Source organism: Erwinia papayae, assembly GCF_058241465.1.
Window position 1 is genome coordinate 162,057 of record NZ_JBZCHT010000008.1, and the last position, 15,373, is coordinate 177,429.

Genomic DNA, 15,373 nt, shown 5'->3' on the forward strand with positions numbered 1-15,373 from the left:
TTCTGTTGGCGCATTTTTTGATGCGCCTTTTTTCTGGAGAACGAATGAGCAACACAATAACCGAAGGAATTAACTCTTATTTAGCCTCGCTTTATATAAACATGTCACTGAAAGACTGGACACCAAAGTCATCCTATCTTGTGTGCCGTGGGCTGGTGGACAACGGTATATTGCATGGTGATGCCGTAATAGGTGTTCTACGAGAGCGTTTTTTTGAGTCATATGACGAAGAACGACCTGATGGTTATTCTGTTCGATATTCAAATTATGCATGGATTGATGCCGGTAGTGAGGGGGTATTTGATCCATGCAGGCCAGATTTTTTACATCCTGATAAATGTATTTTTAAAACTAAGCTATCTGCTGAATACTTTTCCCCTGTAAATCCGTTGACGATGACCATCAAAGATCTGCCAAGACATTATAGTTCAGATGAAATATATCCTGTTCGGCGTGGTCTTCATAAGGAGGTATTCAGTCGTTTACTTGGTTTCAGGGTGGAAGTTGAAGGGCTGACTATGACAGAGGTTGCCTATCTTTCAGCTCTACCGCTAAATGAACCAGGAAAGAATTCTAAATTACTTTACGAGTTTTTGATAAAAAACAACCTAAGCAAACTACTTCTTTTAAAGAATGTAGAGAAGGTTTTTCCACAACTGGCTAAAGCTTCTCCTCAATCTTTCCGCTGTACAACAGTGTAGGGGTATAGTAATCAAGGGCGACTCATATCGCCCACTCTCATATTTATACAATAACGATACTTTCTCCTCTTTCTTGACGTGCGTAGTATTCACCTATCAATTCGATAATCACCGAGTTAATGCTTAGTCTGTCTTTTGCTCTCGTAATAGCAACATAAATGAGATTCATTTCATCAATTATGGTTGCCTTTGGCTTTTTCATGTCAATAGCTTCAAGGATAGAGGCAAAATCGTCATTAAGAATCACATTATTCCACTCCAGCCCTTTACTCGTATGCGCTGTCGTCACGACAAGGTCTGCCTCAGCTTCGGTTTTTGCTTCATTACTTCGCATGGTGGCAATCATGCCGGGAATGTCTATGTATTCTTCCATTATCCTGATAGCACGATTCATATTTGTGTCTTTCGTGCTTTCAGCTATGTCCACATAATTTGCCCAGTTACCATAGTCACTGAGTATTTTTTTATTTTTAACGAGATCCAGCCTCATCATTTTAAGATGATAAATGTCTAGTAATTCATCGAGATTATACTTTGTTATCCCTCCGTTCCACATAACACGCTTGCCCATCATAATCGCTTCATGAGCTGACTGAATAACGCCCATGAACGTCCTGCTGATAACAGCATGAAAGCCATTCTCTGCTATTTCCTGTGGCTCACATACGTAGTCCAGATCACCTAATCCTATTAGTGGGTGAGTCTCACCTTTCATACTAAGTATCAAATTGGCTAGTCCGGCTATCATTGGCCCGAAACGAAATGATTTGGTCAACCGGAGGACATCAGCACCGCGCTCTTCAACTACAGATAAGGCATTCTCAGCGCCTCGCCATCGGTTAATCATCTGATGGTCATCCCCAACGATGATTTTTTGACAAGAATTATTCATAACGATATCAAGAGTCACCGGATTGGCATCTTGTCCTTCGTCGAACAGAATTGTATCGTAGAGGGTATGTAGTGCTGGGTTGGATAACTGAAATAGTTTTAAAAGAGTGTTTGCCGTACAGGGAACTTCCGAGTTTCGATCTATCATTCCTTCCCACAAATTTTTTGCCGCTCTTAGTGCTGTTTCAAAACGAGAAGAGGAGATTTTATCTTCATTTTCGACATTCTTTTTTATATGCTCCATCATGATGTCACGATCTGATGAGTTCATAAAGTTACCAAGACCGGCCACAGCTAACTTCACAACCTGCCAGTTATCTTCCCCCATAATGTCCCTATACTCTTTGATGCTGATGTTCTGCCGGGTTTTGTCTGCGTATTCTTTGAACCTAGCATATGCCATTGCATGTGAAGTAACACAATGAACGTTTTTCGGAAACTTTCGTTCAGCCTCTTCCCTGATCGCCTTGTTGAAGACTATGTATAAAATCTTTTTATCTGGATTCTTTAGGGAGAACTGAATGAGGGTGAATGTTTTCCCCGAACCTGCATATGCCTTGCCACAAAGCAACCTACCTGTGTAGTCTGCTATCTGCTGTTGTTCATCTGTTAATGCCATGAACATCACTCCTTCTATAAACAAAAAATGGCAAAATACATTTGCCTTATTGGTTATTTCAAATGCAAGTCTATTTTATACAGCATCATGCCTCATTTCAGTGACTGAAAAACAAGACATTTTGAGGCCGAAAGATAAATAACTTCATTAGCCACTATGTCCGTGGTGCTTTGCGAGTTTTCAGGGGCGGTGCTTGACACGCCTATCTTTCTCTCTTTCGCTTTTATACTGAACCACCACCAAAAAACACCGCAAATTGCCCTGTTTTTTGTTCGGAAAAATAAGACTGAATATTGTATATTTGAATTCGACACATACGATATGTTTTGAAATTCATCAAGCAAGGAAATAAAAAATGAGCGAAATTGCAACCAAACCATTTGCAGAACTGTCAGCCGAAGAAAAGGAGAATCGTTTTTCTTCTCTCTCCAAAGTCGCGCTTAAATCTCTGCGCGGTTCCTTCAATCTGGATGAGACTGAAAAACAGCTAAAAAGTGAGGTTGGGTCAGCCAGTGAAAAGGTCAACCTGTTGTCTAAAAAGTTAGCTAATGGCGAAGAGCACAACCGTGAAGAATACTCAGAAGCGGTTAAAGACCTTAATAAAGCTTCCCGCAAGCTGGATAAGTTTCTTGACAGCTACGAAGAACTGCGCGATGGAACAGGCGATAAACTGAAAGAACTGCGCTCCTTTCTTGATGAGCTTATCGGCGAGATCACAGATGAGCAGGTTCTTTAACTTCCGGTCATACACCGCCAGAAGCCCGCTCACGGGCTTCTAACTGACATTGGGGGTTCAATGTTTTATTTCTACACAGTCCTTTGGATGCTTGCATGGAGTATTATTGCTATTTTCGTATATCGAAAGGACAAGAAGCAGGCAGAGAGTCGCGGGTTAAGGGTGGAAGAGTTAACGCTCGATGCTTTAGCTTTACTTGGCGGGTGGCCCGGCTGCATTTATGCTCAATATAAGTTTCGTCACAAAACACGCAGTGCCTATCAGCGTCGTTTCAGAGCACTGGTTTTCACATGGATACTTGGATACAGCGCTCTCTGGTACTTCTTGTGGGTAGGTGAAATTATTTAATTAAGTAATACCACATCGACAGATTTTGCTTAGTATCTTTTATCTTAGATATAAAAAAACCCGCCTAAGCGGGTTTTCATTTTTATTGATTGGCTTAGATGCCAACGGCGGGCAGTACAGTCTGTACGCCTTCGGTAGATGCCATCATACCGTCGATGATGTCGGGTGAGTAGTACAGGCCGATTGCCGCACCAACCGCAACTGCGAACACCATCAGAGACTGACGAACAACAGCAGCCGCGACGCCGACGATAACGATCAGGCCAACTAACACGCGACCCAGAGAACCCTGCATATAATCGGTGATGGTTTGCCAGACAGCGGAGAAACCGGTTTGTTCAGTACCATTAGCGTAAGCGGCAGTAACACCGAGCGCGATGATTGCGGAAGTAGCCAGAACTGCTTTCAGGTTTGCGCGATTCAAAGTTTTCATTTTCACATTCCCAAGTCATTTTCAGAGTTTACGATTTTGGAATGCTCCACGACTATTTAACGGTTTTCAGCCGGGAACGGAATAAACTATATCGGCATTTGACTTAAAAACCACGGATAAAAGGGGACAAAAACAGGAGCAACTAATAAAAAAACCTCTGCTTTTTTGGCAAATGCATTGAGTGATTACACCGCCCAACTTTTCACGCTAAGTCTGTTCATCAGCTATCGATTTTTCACTCTCAATTGCTTTGTTTGCCGTCATCTTCATGTTTTAATTATTGAGAGAGGATAATAGTCATGTAGAAGAACTTTTTTAATCTATGGGGGGCTTGTGTTTAACAACAAAACTATTTTAACGCTTTCATTACTTGCCATTTTGAATGCATCTCCTGCATATGCTCTGAGCCTCAGCGATATTGTTGATTCAGCTAAACAGGCTTTGACTAAAAATAGTGAAAGTGATGAAAATCAGAACTCAATGGTGTCAACGTCTCACAGCTACAATGAAGATGTTGGTGAAAGTCGCATCGCTATCGGTTTTTCACCAGAAGGTTCTGCTCAGAAAGCTATTCTTGATCTGATCAACTCTGCCAAGAAAGAAATTCGACTTGCTGCCTACTCCTTCACTTCCCCAGAAGTAGTGAAGGCCCTGATTCAGGCAAAGCATCGTGGCGTGGATGTTAAACTGGTAGTTGATTATAAGGGTAATATGGGTAAAAGTTCTATTGCAGCGATGAATCTAATTGTAAACACTGGTATACCAATCCGAACAATTCAGAAATATGCCATACACCACGATAAATTCATCATTGTTGATAGGGTTAGTGTTGAAACAGGGTCTTTTAACTACTCACGTTCAGCCAACTCAAGAAACAGTGAAAATGCCATTGTTTTGTATAACATGCCTCAAGTCGCAAGCCAATTTCTATCTCATTGGACATCGCGATGGAATGATGGCACACCTTGGAAATCAACCTATTAACCACGACTAAAGTGAAAGGCTCCATTTTGGAGCCTTTCACTTTAACCGCATTTACCAAAGTGGGATTTAACCCTGCTCGAATATTCAAAACTTTTAATGTAAGCTGGATTCTCCTTAACTTTCTCTTCGAGTTCTTTGAATACGTCGTCTTTCGTGGAGATTAGTTTAATGTCCAAAATACCCATATTTAAATCACAACGTTCCCTTTTAATTCTAACAACATCGGTCATTACCGAACCTAACGCCGCGTCTTCATTCGTAAGATCTGCCAAATAATTGTTAATCTCTCTATTGTCAGCCGAAACTTCACTGGAAGAAATATTGCTTGCAACCATCTCTTTACTCTGACTAAGCACAGGCAAGCAAGTCAGACCAAGTAGCGCAAAGATAAGCGTTTTTTTCATTCTAAACATACCTCATTGAATATAAACAAAAGGCACCTTAGAAAAGGTGCCTGATCTGATATAAAATGTTATTTTTTAGCCGGAGGCACAGGCTGTTCAGCCTTCGCTTTTTCAGGGTTAGCCATACCTTCTATCACCTGAACAAATCTGTCGAAAGGCTGCGCGCCTACGAGAGTCTCTGTCTTGCCGGTCTGGTTATCGATGATCAGCGTGGCTGGTGTACCGGTTACGCCAGCAGCGTTACCTGCCTGTATGTCATCTTTGATTTTCTTAATGATCGTTGGGTCTGTCAGGCAAGCCGCATATTTGGTTTTATCCAGTCCGAACAATGCAGGAATTTCGTCATAACTGGCTAAGCCCTGCCCGTTCCCTGCGGTATGCGTAAACCAGTATTCGGTGAAGGCCCAAAAGCCTTTGCTGCCTTTTTGTTGGGCCACGCATTCACCGGTAACGGCTGCTTTAGATGCCATTGGCTCATGGAATGATAGAGGGAAATGACGCCATTCCCAGTTGACCATGCCATTTTTGGCGCTATCTACTAGGAATTTAGGCGTTTCGTGAAATCTTTTACAGAAAGGACATTCAAGATCTGAGTAGTTCAAAAGAGTGAAACGGGCTGTAGGGTTTCCATAGAGGTGATGGCCATCTTTACTTTCACCAGATGCCTTCCAGTTTTTATAAAGCTCAACCTGTTGCTGAGCAATTTTTTCGCTTTCAATTTTTCCCAGCGCAGCAACAACAGAATCCTGTAAGTTTCCACCAGCAGCACCACTACCATTTTTCAATAATGTGGTTTGATAGTCCTGCTGCGCCTGAATACTTTTTAAAGAGTTGCTGATTTCGATACCAATACCTTTCACATCTTTGAGGCTCTTATCAATGTCGTATGATTTAACAGCCGTATAGACAGAACCTCCAGCAGCTACCATAACCAAACATCCGATCACCAATGGCCCCAGAACGGATACTCTTTTAATTTCTTTCATCTAACGTCCCCATTAAAATTGTTTTAGTTACTTTGGTAACTGATTATCCACGTACATTTTGATGCGATAATCGCGCAGCTCTTGTGGTTCCCCGCCATTCAGAACATCGATTTCATGCTGGCTAAGACGATACCCCGGTGTTGAGCAATAGCGTTCTTTAATTTGCATATACTCAGACCGGGACGCCTTCTGACTTGCATTGTTTAGCAGGCGAGAGTTTTCACCACAAAAACTTGGCGTCTGAGTAAACGTGCCTCGGGGGCCATTTGCATAGGCAGAATTCGCGACGCTCGTCAGGAGCATATCCGTGTATTTATCGCGATTATCTGCATAGCGTTTGCCTGTTGGGTCATAAATCGCGTAGGGGCTTACAAGCGCATGTTCATAGCTCGGAGTGCGAAGCGCTGCACCACCTCGTTGTGTTCCATGCCACGATTCAGAGTACGTGTAACCTTCTGGGACATACATTTTGGGAGGAATGATCTGCGTATAGTTTACGTATTCGTATTGACGCAACTCTTTCTCTTTACTGTCTGAACAACCCGACAGAAAGATGCCGACCACTCCGACTGCGGCAATTGACAGCTTGAGTCGAAAATTATTTTTCATCAATGATTCTCCGGTAAATAACAATTTCATTATCCAGCATTTACTTCTCTGAAAAAAACTTTTTCCCCCTCATTTTGCGGCCTTTTTCTCTTAATGGTTTAATCCATTTTACTGTAATGTGTCTGCATCAAATGGAGACACCGTAATGTTTAAAAGAATTCAGAGGCTGTTTTTTGGAAAGCAAGAGAGACACCCTACTGGCGGACAGATTATCATGCCACAAGAAGTGGTCGAAGCCCTCAAGGGAACCAGAGATGTTTTACAATATCCACCTGCTGAAAATGGCTTCCCTGCCAGAATCCCTGGCTATGCTTTGTTGTCCTTGCAGGATGAAATTATTGTCAAAATCAAACGCGAGCTTATGATCCGCGATTCAGAATTTGATGAGTATATTCAGCCTATGCTTAATAATTTTGCAAACTTCGTTCATCTGCTCCCGGCCTCTGAATATCATCATCATCGCGCACAGGGCGGACTTCTGCGTCATACACTTGAAGTCATTTTGTACTCAATCAAGATAGCCAAAAGCTTTGAATTTGATGCCAACGAATCACCAGTCATCAAATCAGATCGTGCGCTGGCATGGCGTATGGCCGTAGTAGTAGGTGCTGTAATGCACGATATTGGTAAACCTATTTCTGATGTAGATGTGTGGGATAAATCAGGTGAACATCACTGGTCGCCAACTGTGAGTTGCATACATGAATGGGCTGAACAGAAAGATGTTGAACGTTTTTACATTTACTGGCGTACAGATCGCCATGAGCGTCATCACAATACCAGTTTGACAAAAATGACTGATATTGTACCAAAGACATTACTCGCTTTTCTGATGGAAGAAGGAAACGATATTTATAACGAATTAACAGAGGCTCTCGCCGGGAGTAATTCATTTCGTGCTACAGCTACGCGCAACGATACTGGCACAGCATATAAGAACAAGATCCACAAAATAGTTTCTACTGCTGACAGTCGCTCTGTTAAAGAAGACCTAAAACGGTACTCGGGAGATGCTGTTCGTGCTGCACAAACCGGTGTGTCCGTTGTAGCCCGAATAGTCGATGCTATCCGGTTGCTTGTTAAACGAGGTGACTGGGTTCCCAATAAACCCGGCTCCCCTATTTGGTATGCAACAGAAGGGTTGTTTGTTGTCTGGGGTTCAGCGGTAGAGCCGATCACAACCATCGTCAAGTCATCTGGAGTGAATGTACCCCACTCTGCTGATAGTCTCGCGGATATCATGCTGAGTTATGGGTTGTTCGTTTTAAACGAAAATGATTCTGTCTATTGGCGCATGGCTCCTCATATCCTGAACGATAAGAAATCCCGTCAAGATAAAGAGCCAAAAAACGCGTTAAGTTGCATAAAGTTCGTTGACCCCATCGTTATTTTTATAGAAGACGTTGTACCTAACCCGACATCCTGTCGAATCAAACTCGCTGATGGTTGGAAAGAGTTTTTGGCTGCTGGAGGCAAAGCTACTTTAAAAGAAAGCCGAGCATACATCGGTGATAAACCAGAAGAAAGAGTGCTGCCACTAAACGTTGACCCAGAAATTCTTAAAGGTGGATCACTACCACCTACGGAAGACCTCCCTCCAGATGGCTCAATTGTAAAACGTGGAACAGTCGTTGAGCCTAAAAATATTGTTGATCACATGTTGCGCATTAACCTGCTCTCACCAGAAGTAGCAGCGGCGATCAAAAAACGCGATGCTAAAAATTTAAAGGCTAAGGAAGAAGCAACTAAGACCCCTGTAGAAAAAGAGGAAGCCGGTGATGAACTACTTTCAGACAAAAATCATCGCCATCAAAATGCGGTGAAAAAAAATGCTTCTAATAATCAGCACGATGCGTCGTCAAAGGAAACGGCTAAGGCCACCGAAAATCAGACACATTTGTTCGCTGATGAGTATGAATCTCTACCTTATATTGATGCTGACGCTGATACAGAAGATATGGTTCATCAGTATTGCATGGAAGATAATGAGCAGCAAACTATCAGCTTACGTGAGCGGATGGAGCAGGCTGCTATTCAACAAAAATATCAGGACGATGAATCTCATATTCAGCAGGGTTCGGTTAAACCAGCGGTTGATTTGTGGGCCGAGGCACAGCAGCGTATCCGGCAGTCTAAAGATGAACGTTATGGGGTTTCGATTCCCAGCGATATGAATACAAATGAAAATCCTGCAATTAAGGATATCCCCGGAATTCTTGAGGGGGGACACATATTCTCCCCCTTGTTCAAGGATGCACCAGATGCAACAAAAATAATATTGAAAAAAATCATTAGCGAACGCCAGAAAGAACTAATTGCGGATAACTTTCACCTTTTTATTCATAAAAAAGACGATCAGGACGAAGAAAACTATTTAGCTATGGTTGCCGCAGGTTGGGTATGGAAACCATTTCTTGATCCTAATGAAAAATTCCACATGTACAAATCGAAGCCGGGCTATTTTCTAAAGCGTGAGCTTAACGAAGATATTGATTATCTCTCAGGTGGAAACTATCTGAAGAATATCCTGCCGGTAAATCCTAGTGATGTGTATTGTCCTGAAAATGACCTATACCGTGCTATAGCAAGTTATGGGCAGGTAAAAAAAACATACGACAATAAAGATGTTATAGCACTGAGTGGTTCCGCAATTAGAAATATGGCTAAGTCGCTTGAACTGGATACTGCCAGTGTTCGTTTTTTGGTGTGTTACAACTTTGACTCCGTGAATAAACGCGGCTCAGAGCATGTACTTGTAGACGATAACCTTAGACCTTACATGGTGGATTCTCATGAGTGAGTGGAAGTACAACATGCCTTGGCGTCCCAATTATGAAGCGTTTGAAGTTGCTGGTTGGAGCGCAGGGATCGCCAGTGCGCTTGCAGTAAATGCATATTTCAATATGCCTTCTTTGCCTTGCTACATGGCAGTGGCCGTGCAGGCAGCGTATGGCATAAGAGCCTTGCCAGAGGCTTACTACGTTTATAAACACAAACGCCGACTCGCTAAGAAGCCAGATGTTTTAATTATGCGCATTGAAGAAATTATTGATGCAATGATTAAATATCCTGACTCATATATATTCGGAAAGGGTTTTCAATGGGGCCAGAAAGAAGGACAGTCAGCATTTGAACTTCTTAAACGCGACCTCTCAAAACTGGCCGCTAAAACTGACGATAACTTCATGGGTTTAGGATGGATTCATCAGGTAGGCTCAGATAGTGATTATATCCGTACTGTTGAAGATCTTCTTTCGCTACACACTCTCATTACCGGAACCACAGGCTCCGGTAAAACCACCTATTACAAATTAATAATTCTACAGGCCGCCCTTAAAGGACAACCGCTGATCATGGTTGACCCTAAGAACGATGAAGGATTGGCTAAGTGGATGGAAATGTGTTTATCTTTTGTGGGGCGAGCACATAAATTAAACTATTTTTCTTTAGCTCACCCAGAAAAATCAGTGCGTATTTCACCTATCACAAACTTTACACGTTCTGGTGAAGTAGCTAACCGCATTATTTCTGTTATACAGCGCTCGGATTCAACTAGTGACCCATTCATTTCCTTCGCAACAATGTCTTTAACCAGCATTCTCGAAATGATGAAAATGTGTGAGATTAAACCGACATTGAAAAGCCTTAAAACACAGTTGGGTTCAAATATCACAGCACTGGCTGAACTGGTCACACACGCCATAACCAAAGTTGGGCGGGAAGTTATGCCCGATAGTTGGTTTGACTCCATGCTTGCAGCCAGAAAAAGCCGGTTGAAATCTGTTGATGCTATCTCTATCGCTAAAATATGTAGCGAACTTTACATGAGTGATATTCGTCAGAATAAGGCATTCCCGGATATTGAGGCAGGAATAGATACCCTTAGTCATAACCGTGAACACTTTCAGAAGATGATCCTGAACGTGATGCCAATTCTTTCCCAGCTTACCACTGGCTTTATGGGGGACTTACTTTCTCCTGACACATTTGATCCTGACCAGTTAGAAGACGACCGACCTATAGCAAATATCCGTGAGATTATTAGTACCAATGGGATGTTGTATCTTGGTCTGGATGCCCTAGCTGATGGCGATACGGCTGCCGCTGTAGGCTCGATTTTCCTATCTGACATAACCAGTGTTGCGTCAGAAATCTATAACTTTATGCAACCGCGTGGTGAAGACGTAGCGAACGTCATGATTCTGGTCGATGAAGCCGCTGAGGTTGTTAACGACCAAGTTATTAAAATGCTTAACAAGTCGCGTGGCGCAGGTTTTTGTATGTTTATTGCATCTCAGGGGACATCCGACTTTGAAGCGCGGTTGGGTTCGGAAGCAAAGATGGAACAGATCATCGTCAACACTAACCACTTCACGGCTCTTCGTACACCGTCTCCCAAAGCGCAGAAAGCTATCATGGAACGCGTCCCTCTGACGAAATTTAAGTACATCATGCGCGGTCATAGCTCCAGCGCAGGAGCTGATCCCGAGCAGATTACTGGTGGTGTAGGCGAGCGCCTGATGGAAGAAGAAAGCGAACTATTCCCCGCACCACTACTGGGCTGGTTGCCTAATCTCGAATTTTTTGCATTGAATCAGGCAAAAGTGATTGTAAAAGGTAAAGTGCCGATTTTATCCAAGCCGAAAAATCAGAACGAGATAGACCGGATAAAAGCAAAAGCCGCTCGTTTTCAGAAGATTTACAAAGAAAAAGTTCGCGGAGAAAAAATCCGCTCCAAGTCAGCTCAGGTGTAAGGCAAAATAATCATGGTAAAATTAAAAACACTTTTTCGGTCTAAAGATGATATCGCTGCTTATGAGGGACTTGTTGTTATCTGGCCCTGCGCTGAAAAAATCTCATCGCAACTAGTCTCCCTTATTCCAGAAGAACAGCACAATTTGATTGTGCCTGTCGTTAAGGAAGCTATTGCTGCATACCACCAGCCCTATCCATTCTATATGACGGACTGGGAACGTCTTGCTGTATACCTCATTATGACAATAAATTTCATCACCCATACACTTGCAGGGAAAATGACTTTTCATGAAGTAGCTAAAACATGTGCTCTACCAAGGAAGATGACACCAGTGTTTATCGAGGATACTGCGAAAAAACTATCTATGGAGTTAGAGAATGCTTGATCAGCTTAAAGATGATAAATGGCCCATATCGTTCAAAGGACTGATGATATGGGGTACAGCTATTTGGCTCGTTATCATGTTTTTTGTACCCGCGTCCTTCGTCTATGAAAATATGATGAAAGAAATCAGTTGGGGGGAAAAGATGATAGGAATAAATGAATTCCCTGCCGTTATGGATACAACGAACGCACGATACAAATATTTATTTATTGATACACACATCGATTCTGCGCTCAAAGGGTATTATCAGCCCATAAAGGCAAAAACAACTACGGGAGATGTTTTCAATAAAATTGGCGACCTCGCTGTTCCTTTCTTTATGAATGGTGCAAAAGTATTTAATTATTTGTTATTCATCATGACATATAGACTGAGTCTGATTATGTACTGGATTCCCTTTTTGCTGGTTGTTGGCGTGCCTTCGATGTTTGCTGGCTTAATGAAGTGGATGTCAAAGCGATATACGTTCGGTTACTCTTCGCCATTCTTTAACCGGCGCAGCTTAACAATGATCGGATGGGGGATTTTTTCAATGATCCTTTCCCTTTTTGTTCCCTTCCCTATTCCTCCCATGATAGGCGCAGTAGTGATGATAGTAGCAATGCCTATAGCCTTCATTTTGCTAATAAGCAACTTGCCAAAACGCATCTAAGAACTATTTAAAAAAACAGGGCAAAACGTCCTGTTTTTTCTTATCAGAGTTCGGGAGTTCTTTGGTAGATTACCCGAAAAGAGGTGAAAAATGTCTGATACAAAAATGTACCTTCTGTCAGCAGGGGTTAGCCTTGTCTGTTCAGCGCTACTTCTTGCCGCTTTTTCATATGCAGATAAGTCGTCACAACTTGAGGCTCTTGCTGAACAAGCGAAAAAGCCAGTCTATCTGAACACGCAAGAGAAGATGAACAGAGAAATGGCAGACATCATGCTTCCATTGTTGCAAAAGCAGTATAAGGAAAAGGAAGCTCGCAAGAAAATCAAAAAACCCGATACCGTTTATGCACCTGAGCAGCTACAAAATTCCAGAGGCTACTAAATGAGCAAAAAAAAATCTCTAAAAAATACAGCTATCTTTGCTGTCCCGCTGGCGATTTTGATAGGAACAGCTTCATACATTGGCTACAGCGTGCATAAACAGGCAAAGGTTCTTAATGATGTTGCATTTATGGTGCAAAACAGTCGCCCTCTCGTAACTGATCGAGAGCAACTACGTGAACTTTTTTCAGAATACATTTCTGCTGGTGGGTTGGATCTGACTCTGGTGGCACCTGAAAAGTCTACACTTTCACGTTCTGGTGCGAAAAATGATAAAGACTATATCCCATCACCTTCTGATGAGCGAATTTACGGCAATCCCGAAGCTCAATTTTATATAATTGAATATTCGGATTTTGAATGCCCATATTGCAAAGAGCACTTCCCGCAGCTTCTCGATCTTGTTGATTCTTCTTCCGGCAACATTGCCCTTGTTTTTAAGCACGTTCCTGTTCACGGACAAGCATCTCAAGTTGAATCACTTGCGGCTGAATGTGCAGCGGAACAAAACGGAAATCCCGGATTTTATAAGTTAGCTCGCGCGATTTTTGAAAATACGCAATCCGACGGACGAGGTTTGACAACACCACTTGATGTGCTTGCTGAACGGAATGGCTTTGATGGAAAACGACTCATCGAATGCGTTAATGCAGCTCGTCCTGCAAAGAAAATCGGAGCCGATGTTCGTGAGGCCGCAGGTCTTAATATTCAACAGACACCTTCCACTATTGTAGTTCACGGTGAACGTTCTGCATTAGTTCAAGGGATGGTAAATGGTACGGGGATTATGCAAATGATGGCTCAGCTTGTTGATGGGGGAATGCCAGAAAAAAAATGAAAATAATGATGTGCCTCCGGGCATTGAACTGTGTGGTGTTTAAATAATTTTTTAACTTTTGGAGCGGTAAATGGAACCAGTTAAAATTTCACATTCTGTCGATGATCCTCCGAAGTTTTTCTTCTGGAGTATTGATGAAGCTATGCCTTTTTTCGTCTTTCTGATGGTCGGCATCTTTACCGGTCGCATCTTAACATTTGCAATTATTGGGGTAGTGATTACGCGCTATTACGGCAGCTTCCTACAACGTGCATCTGAAAAATACTTTTTACACCTTTGCTACTGGAACCTCGGCGTTTCATTCGGCAAAAGTACAATCGTACCAAACTCATTTGAACGGGAATTTGTCGTATGAATAGTAGACAGTTTAAAAAAGGTCTTTTGCAGATGGCTGGAGAGATTTCGGCCCTCAAATGGATAGTGTTAGGATTACTCGGTGTGGTAGTGATTCTTTCCGCAACGTTAATGTCTCGTTCTCAGGTCGTAACAATTATACCTCCGAATCTGACACAAACGGCGTGGTTGGATGAAAATGCAGCTTCGGCACCATATATGAGAGCGTGGGCTGTTTATGTCGCTCAATCGTTGGGTAATGCCAACCCTACGACCGTGGATATGGTGAAAGATGCAATCGGCCCTTTCCTTGACGCTAAAATTTACACAGAAATGATGAAGCGCATTGATGATCAGATAGACCAGATTAAGCGTGACCGTATAAGTCTTTATTTCTCGCCCAATCGTGTGATCACCGATCCTGCTGCTCCGGGTGTGTTCTATGTTGAAGGGAACCAAGGGCTTGAAGGTATTAGCGGAGCACCAGTAGTTAAACCAATGACCTTTCAGGTTAACGTAGATATTAAGGGGTATCGTCCTGTGATTACGTATGTGAATATCGCGCAAGGTAAAGCCGTTTTACCCTCCGATGCTAACAAACGTCGTAGCAAAGACAATGCTCGGGGGAATAAATAATGAAATTACCAGTTAAGTCGCTGGCAATGCTCGTGTCATTGGTAGCCGCCGGTTCTGCTGTAGCTGATGTTAACAGCTATGGCCTGCCATTTGCTGAGAATTCTGCCGGGGGGCAGCAATCAGGGGCAGCAAAAAGTACACTTTCTGTTGACGAAGGGCTTATTCTCGGTAATGCAACAGGAAGTAATGAACCCGTTGTCGTACCTGCCGGTAAACCAGCAGTGAATAATTCAAAAGGCGCTACTTCTGATCGTGCTAATCATACTGCGACGGCTGGCGCATCACGTAACGCTAATAGCCGTGACAATCCTGCTGTAGATGGAACCAATGTGCAGCCTGTGCCTAACAAAGTTGTACAGCCAATCCGCCTTACTGACGATGTTATTCCATCAAGACAAGAGATTATCGTTGAGCCGGGGGTGAATACGTTAATACCAATCTCAATGGGACAGATTAACCGTATTGTCACCCCATTTGATCGCCCTACTATCCAGAAGCTCCAGTTAAACGACGTCAAAGTAAACGTCGAAGGTAACGCAATCTATGTCTTCACGCCTAACCCCCGTCCAGTAGCTCTTTATGTAACTGAAAAAGGTGATGAGAGTGTTGCTATTTCTTTATCACTTGTTCCTCAGCGCATTGCCCCCGTGCAAGCCACACTTATGTTGTCACGTAAACTAAA

At 42.7% G+C, this 15,373-nt stretch carries 17 protein-coding genes and 1 pseudogene; 13 read left to right on the forward strand and 5 right to left on the reverse strand.

What is annotated here, in order from left to right:
* The first annotated feature begins 44 nt into the window (after window positions 1-44).
* Entirely contained in the window at window positions 45-701 is a 657-nt protein-coding gene (locus AC3RPL_RS04570; RefSeq protein ID WP_490739126.1) for a hypothetical protein, read from the forward strand.
* A 43-nt stretch (window positions 702-744) separates the two neighbouring features.
* On the opposite strand, the gene AC3RPL_RS04575 is transcribed toward AC3RPL_RS04570, so the two are convergent.
* On the reverse strand, window positions 745-2,211 hold the full coding sequence (locus AC3RPL_RS04575; protein WP_098992573.1) for a 3'-5' exonuclease: 1,467 nt from the start codon (window positions 2,209-2,211) through the stop codon (window positions 745-747).
* 355 nt (window positions 2,212-2,566) lie between these two features.
* Here AC3RPL_RS04575 and AC3RPL_RS04580 point away from each other — a divergent pair, with 355 nt between their 5' ends.
* The gene (locus tag AC3RPL_RS04580; RefSeq protein WP_117067850.1) at window positions 2,567-2,947 is read left to right on the forward strand and encodes a hypothetical protein; all 381 of its coding nucleotides are present in this window, start codon (window positions 2,567-2,569) and stop codon (window positions 2,945-2,947) included.
* An 87-nt stretch (window positions 2,948-3,034) separates the two neighbouring features.
* The gene (locus AC3RPL_RS04585; protein WP_227522553.1) at window positions 3,035-3,295 is read left to right on the forward strand and encodes a DUF1294 domain-containing protein; all 261 of its coding nucleotides are present in this window, start codon (window positions 3,035-3,037) and stop codon (window positions 3,293-3,295) included.
* Between the two features lie 94 nt (window positions 3,296-3,389).
* On the opposite strand, the gene traA is transcribed toward AC3RPL_RS04585, so the two are convergent.
* Window positions 3,390-3,728, reverse strand: coding sequence for a TraA family conjugative transfer protein (gene traA / locus AC3RPL_RS04590; RefSeq protein WP_098992570.1), 339 nt, complete (start codon window positions 3,726-3,728; stop codon window positions 3,390-3,392).
* Between the two features lie 333 nt (window positions 3,729-4,061).
* Here traA and AC3RPL_RS04595 point away from each other — a divergent pair, with 333 nt between their 5' ends.
* Window positions 4,062-4,712 (forward strand): phospholipase D family nuclease, encoded by a 651-nt coding sequence (locus tag AC3RPL_RS04595; RefSeq protein WP_410199882.1) that lies wholly within the window; start codon window positions 4,062-4,064, stop codon window positions 4,710-4,712.
* Between the two features lie 41 nt (window positions 4,713-4,753).
* Here AC3RPL_RS04595 and AC3RPL_RS04600 read toward each other — a convergent pair whose 3' ends face one another.
* From AC3RPL_RS04600 to AC3RPL_RS04610, 3 genes are all read right to left on the reverse strand, one after another.
* Window positions 4,754-5,116 (reverse strand): hypothetical protein, encoded by a 363-nt coding sequence (locus AC3RPL_RS04600; protein ID WP_117067852.1) that lies wholly within the window; start codon window positions 5,114-5,116, stop codon window positions 4,754-4,756.
* A gap of 68 nt (window positions 5,117-5,184) precedes the next feature.
* The gene (locus tag AC3RPL_RS04605; RefSeq protein WP_171879739.1) at window positions 5,185-6,102 is read right to left on the reverse strand and encodes a DsbA family protein; all 918 of its coding nucleotides are present in this window, start codon (window positions 6,100-6,102) and stop codon (window positions 5,185-5,187) included.
* A 27-nt stretch (window positions 6,103-6,129) separates the two neighbouring features.
* A complete protein-coding gene (locus AC3RPL_RS04610) occupies window positions 6,130-6,711 on the reverse strand; it encodes a hypothetical protein (protein ID WP_098992567.1) in 582 nt (193 codons plus the stop codon).
* Window positions 6,712-6,856: 145 nt separating this feature from the next.
* Here AC3RPL_RS04610 and mobH point away from each other — a divergent pair, with 145 nt between their 5' ends.
* From mobH to AC3RPL_RS04655, 9 genes and pseudogenes are all read left to right on the forward strand, one after another.
* A complete protein-coding gene (gene mobH / locus AC3RPL_RS04615; RefSeq protein ID WP_490739127.1) occupies window positions 6,857-9,511 on the forward strand; it encodes a MobH family relaxase in 2,655 nt (884 codons plus the stop codon).
* On the forward strand, window positions 9,504-11,465 hold the full coding sequence (gene traD / locus AC3RPL_RS04620; RefSeq protein WP_490739128.1) for a conjugative transfer system coupling protein TraD: 1,962 nt from the start codon (window positions 9,504-9,506) through the stop codon (window positions 11,463-11,465). The genes mobH and traD overlap by 8 nt, the downstream gene beginning before the upstream one ends.
* 12 nt (window positions 11,466-11,477) lie before the next feature.
* Entirely contained in the window at window positions 11,478-11,852 is a 375-nt protein-coding gene (locus tag AC3RPL_RS04625; protein WP_098992564.1) for a hypothetical protein, read from the forward strand.
* Complete coding sequence (locus tag AC3RPL_RS04630; RefSeq protein ID WP_107321163.1) at window positions 11,845-12,504, forward strand: IncC plasmid conjugative DNA transfer DtrJ family protein; 660 nt, start codon at window positions 11,845-11,847, stop codon at window positions 12,502-12,504. The genes AC3RPL_RS04625 and AC3RPL_RS04630 overlap by 8 nt, the downstream gene beginning before the upstream one ends.
* A gap of 90 nt (window positions 12,505-12,594) precedes the next feature.
* A complete protein-coding gene (locus AC3RPL_RS04635; protein WP_045268397.1) occupies window positions 12,595-12,885 on the forward strand; it encodes a hypothetical protein in 291 nt (96 codons plus the stop codon).
* Window positions 12,886-13,722: a DsbA family protein gene (locus AC3RPL_RS04640; protein ID WP_490739129.1), complete on the forward strand. Its 837-nt coding sequence runs from the start codon at window positions 12,886-12,888 to the stop codon at window positions 13,720-13,722. It begins immediately after the preceding gene.
* Window positions 13,723-13,792: 70 nt separating this feature from the next.
* Window positions 13,793-14,077: a type IV conjugative transfer system protein TraL gene (gene traL, locus AC3RPL_RS04645; RefSeq protein WP_045268399.1), complete on the forward strand. Its 285-nt coding sequence runs from the start codon at window positions 13,793-13,795 to the stop codon at window positions 14,075-14,077.
* Window positions 14,074-14,691, forward strand: a complete 618-nt coding sequence (locus tag AC3RPL_RS04650; RefSeq protein WP_098992559.1) for a TraE/TraK family type IV conjugative transfer system protein — start codon at window positions 14,074-14,076, stop codon at window positions 14,689-14,691. Before traL ends, AC3RPL_RS04650 begins: the two co-directional genes overlap by 4 nt.
* Window positions 14,691-15,373, forward strand: a pseudogene (locus tag AC3RPL_RS04655) (hypothetical protein); the annotation flags it as partial. The gene AC3RPL_RS04650 and the pseudogene AC3RPL_RS04655, both read left to right, overlap by 1 nt.

Excerpts from the sequence above, each read along its gene's own strand:
- AC3RPL_RS04570 (WP_490739126.1), top strand. The coding sequence starts at position 45 with ATGAGCAACACAATAACCGAAGGAATTAACTCTTATTTAGCCTCGCTT.
- AC3RPL_RS04575 (WP_098992573.1), bottom strand. The coding sequence starts at position 2,211 with ATGGCATTAACAGATGAACAACAGCAGATAGCAGACTACACAGGTAGG.
- AC3RPL_RS04580 (WP_117067850.1), top strand. The coding sequence starts at position 2,567 with ATGAGCGAAATTGCAACCAAACCATTTGCAGAACTGTCAGCCGAAGAA.
- AC3RPL_RS04585 (WP_227522553.1), top strand. The coding sequence starts at position 3,035 with ATGCTTGCATGGAGTATTATTGCTATTTTCGTATATCGAAAGGACAAG.
- traA (WP_098992570.1), bottom strand. The coding sequence starts at position 3,728 with ATGAAAACTTTGAATCGCGCAAACCTGAAAGCAGTTCTGGCTACTTCC.
- AC3RPL_RS04600 (WP_117067852.1), bottom strand. The coding sequence starts at position 5,116 with ATGAAAAAAACGCTTATCTTTGCGCTACTTGGTCTGACTTGCTTGCCT.
- AC3RPL_RS04605 (WP_171879739.1), bottom strand. The coding sequence starts at position 6,102 with ATGAAAGAAATTAAAAGAGTATCCGTTCTGGGGCCATTGGTGATCGGA.
- AC3RPL_RS04610 (WP_098992567.1), bottom strand. The coding sequence starts at position 6,711 with ATGAAAAATAATTTTCGACTCAAGCTGTCAATTGCCGCAGTCGGAGTG.
- mobH (WP_490739127.1), top strand. The coding sequence starts at position 6,857 with ATGTTTAAAAGAATTCAGAGGCTGTTTTTTGGAAAGCAAGAGAGACAC.
- traD (WP_490739128.1), top strand. The coding sequence starts at position 9,504 with ATGAGTGAGTGGAAGTACAACATGCCTTGGCGTCCCAATTATGAAGCG.
- AC3RPL_RS04625 (WP_098992564.1), top strand. The coding sequence starts at position 11,478 with ATGGTAAAATTAAAAACACTTTTTCGGTCTAAAGATGATATCGCTGCT.
- AC3RPL_RS04630 (WP_107321163.1), top strand. The coding sequence starts at position 11,845 with ATGCTTGATCAGCTTAAAGATGATAAATGGCCCATATCGTTCAAAGGA.
- AC3RPL_RS04635 (WP_045268397.1), top strand. The coding sequence starts at position 12,595 with ATGTCTGATACAAAAATGTACCTTCTGTCAGCAGGGGTTAGCCTTGTC.
- AC3RPL_RS04640 (WP_490739129.1), top strand. The coding sequence starts at position 12,886 with ATGAGCAAAAAAAAATCTCTAAAAAATACAGCTATCTTTGCTGTCCCG.
- traL (WP_045268399.1), top strand. The coding sequence starts at position 13,793 with ATGGAACCAGTTAAAATTTCACATTCTGTCGATGATCCTCCGAAGTTT.
- AC3RPL_RS04650 (WP_098992559.1), top strand. The coding sequence starts at position 14,074 with ATGAATAGTAGACAGTTTAAAAAAGGTCTTTTGCAGATGGCTGGAGAG.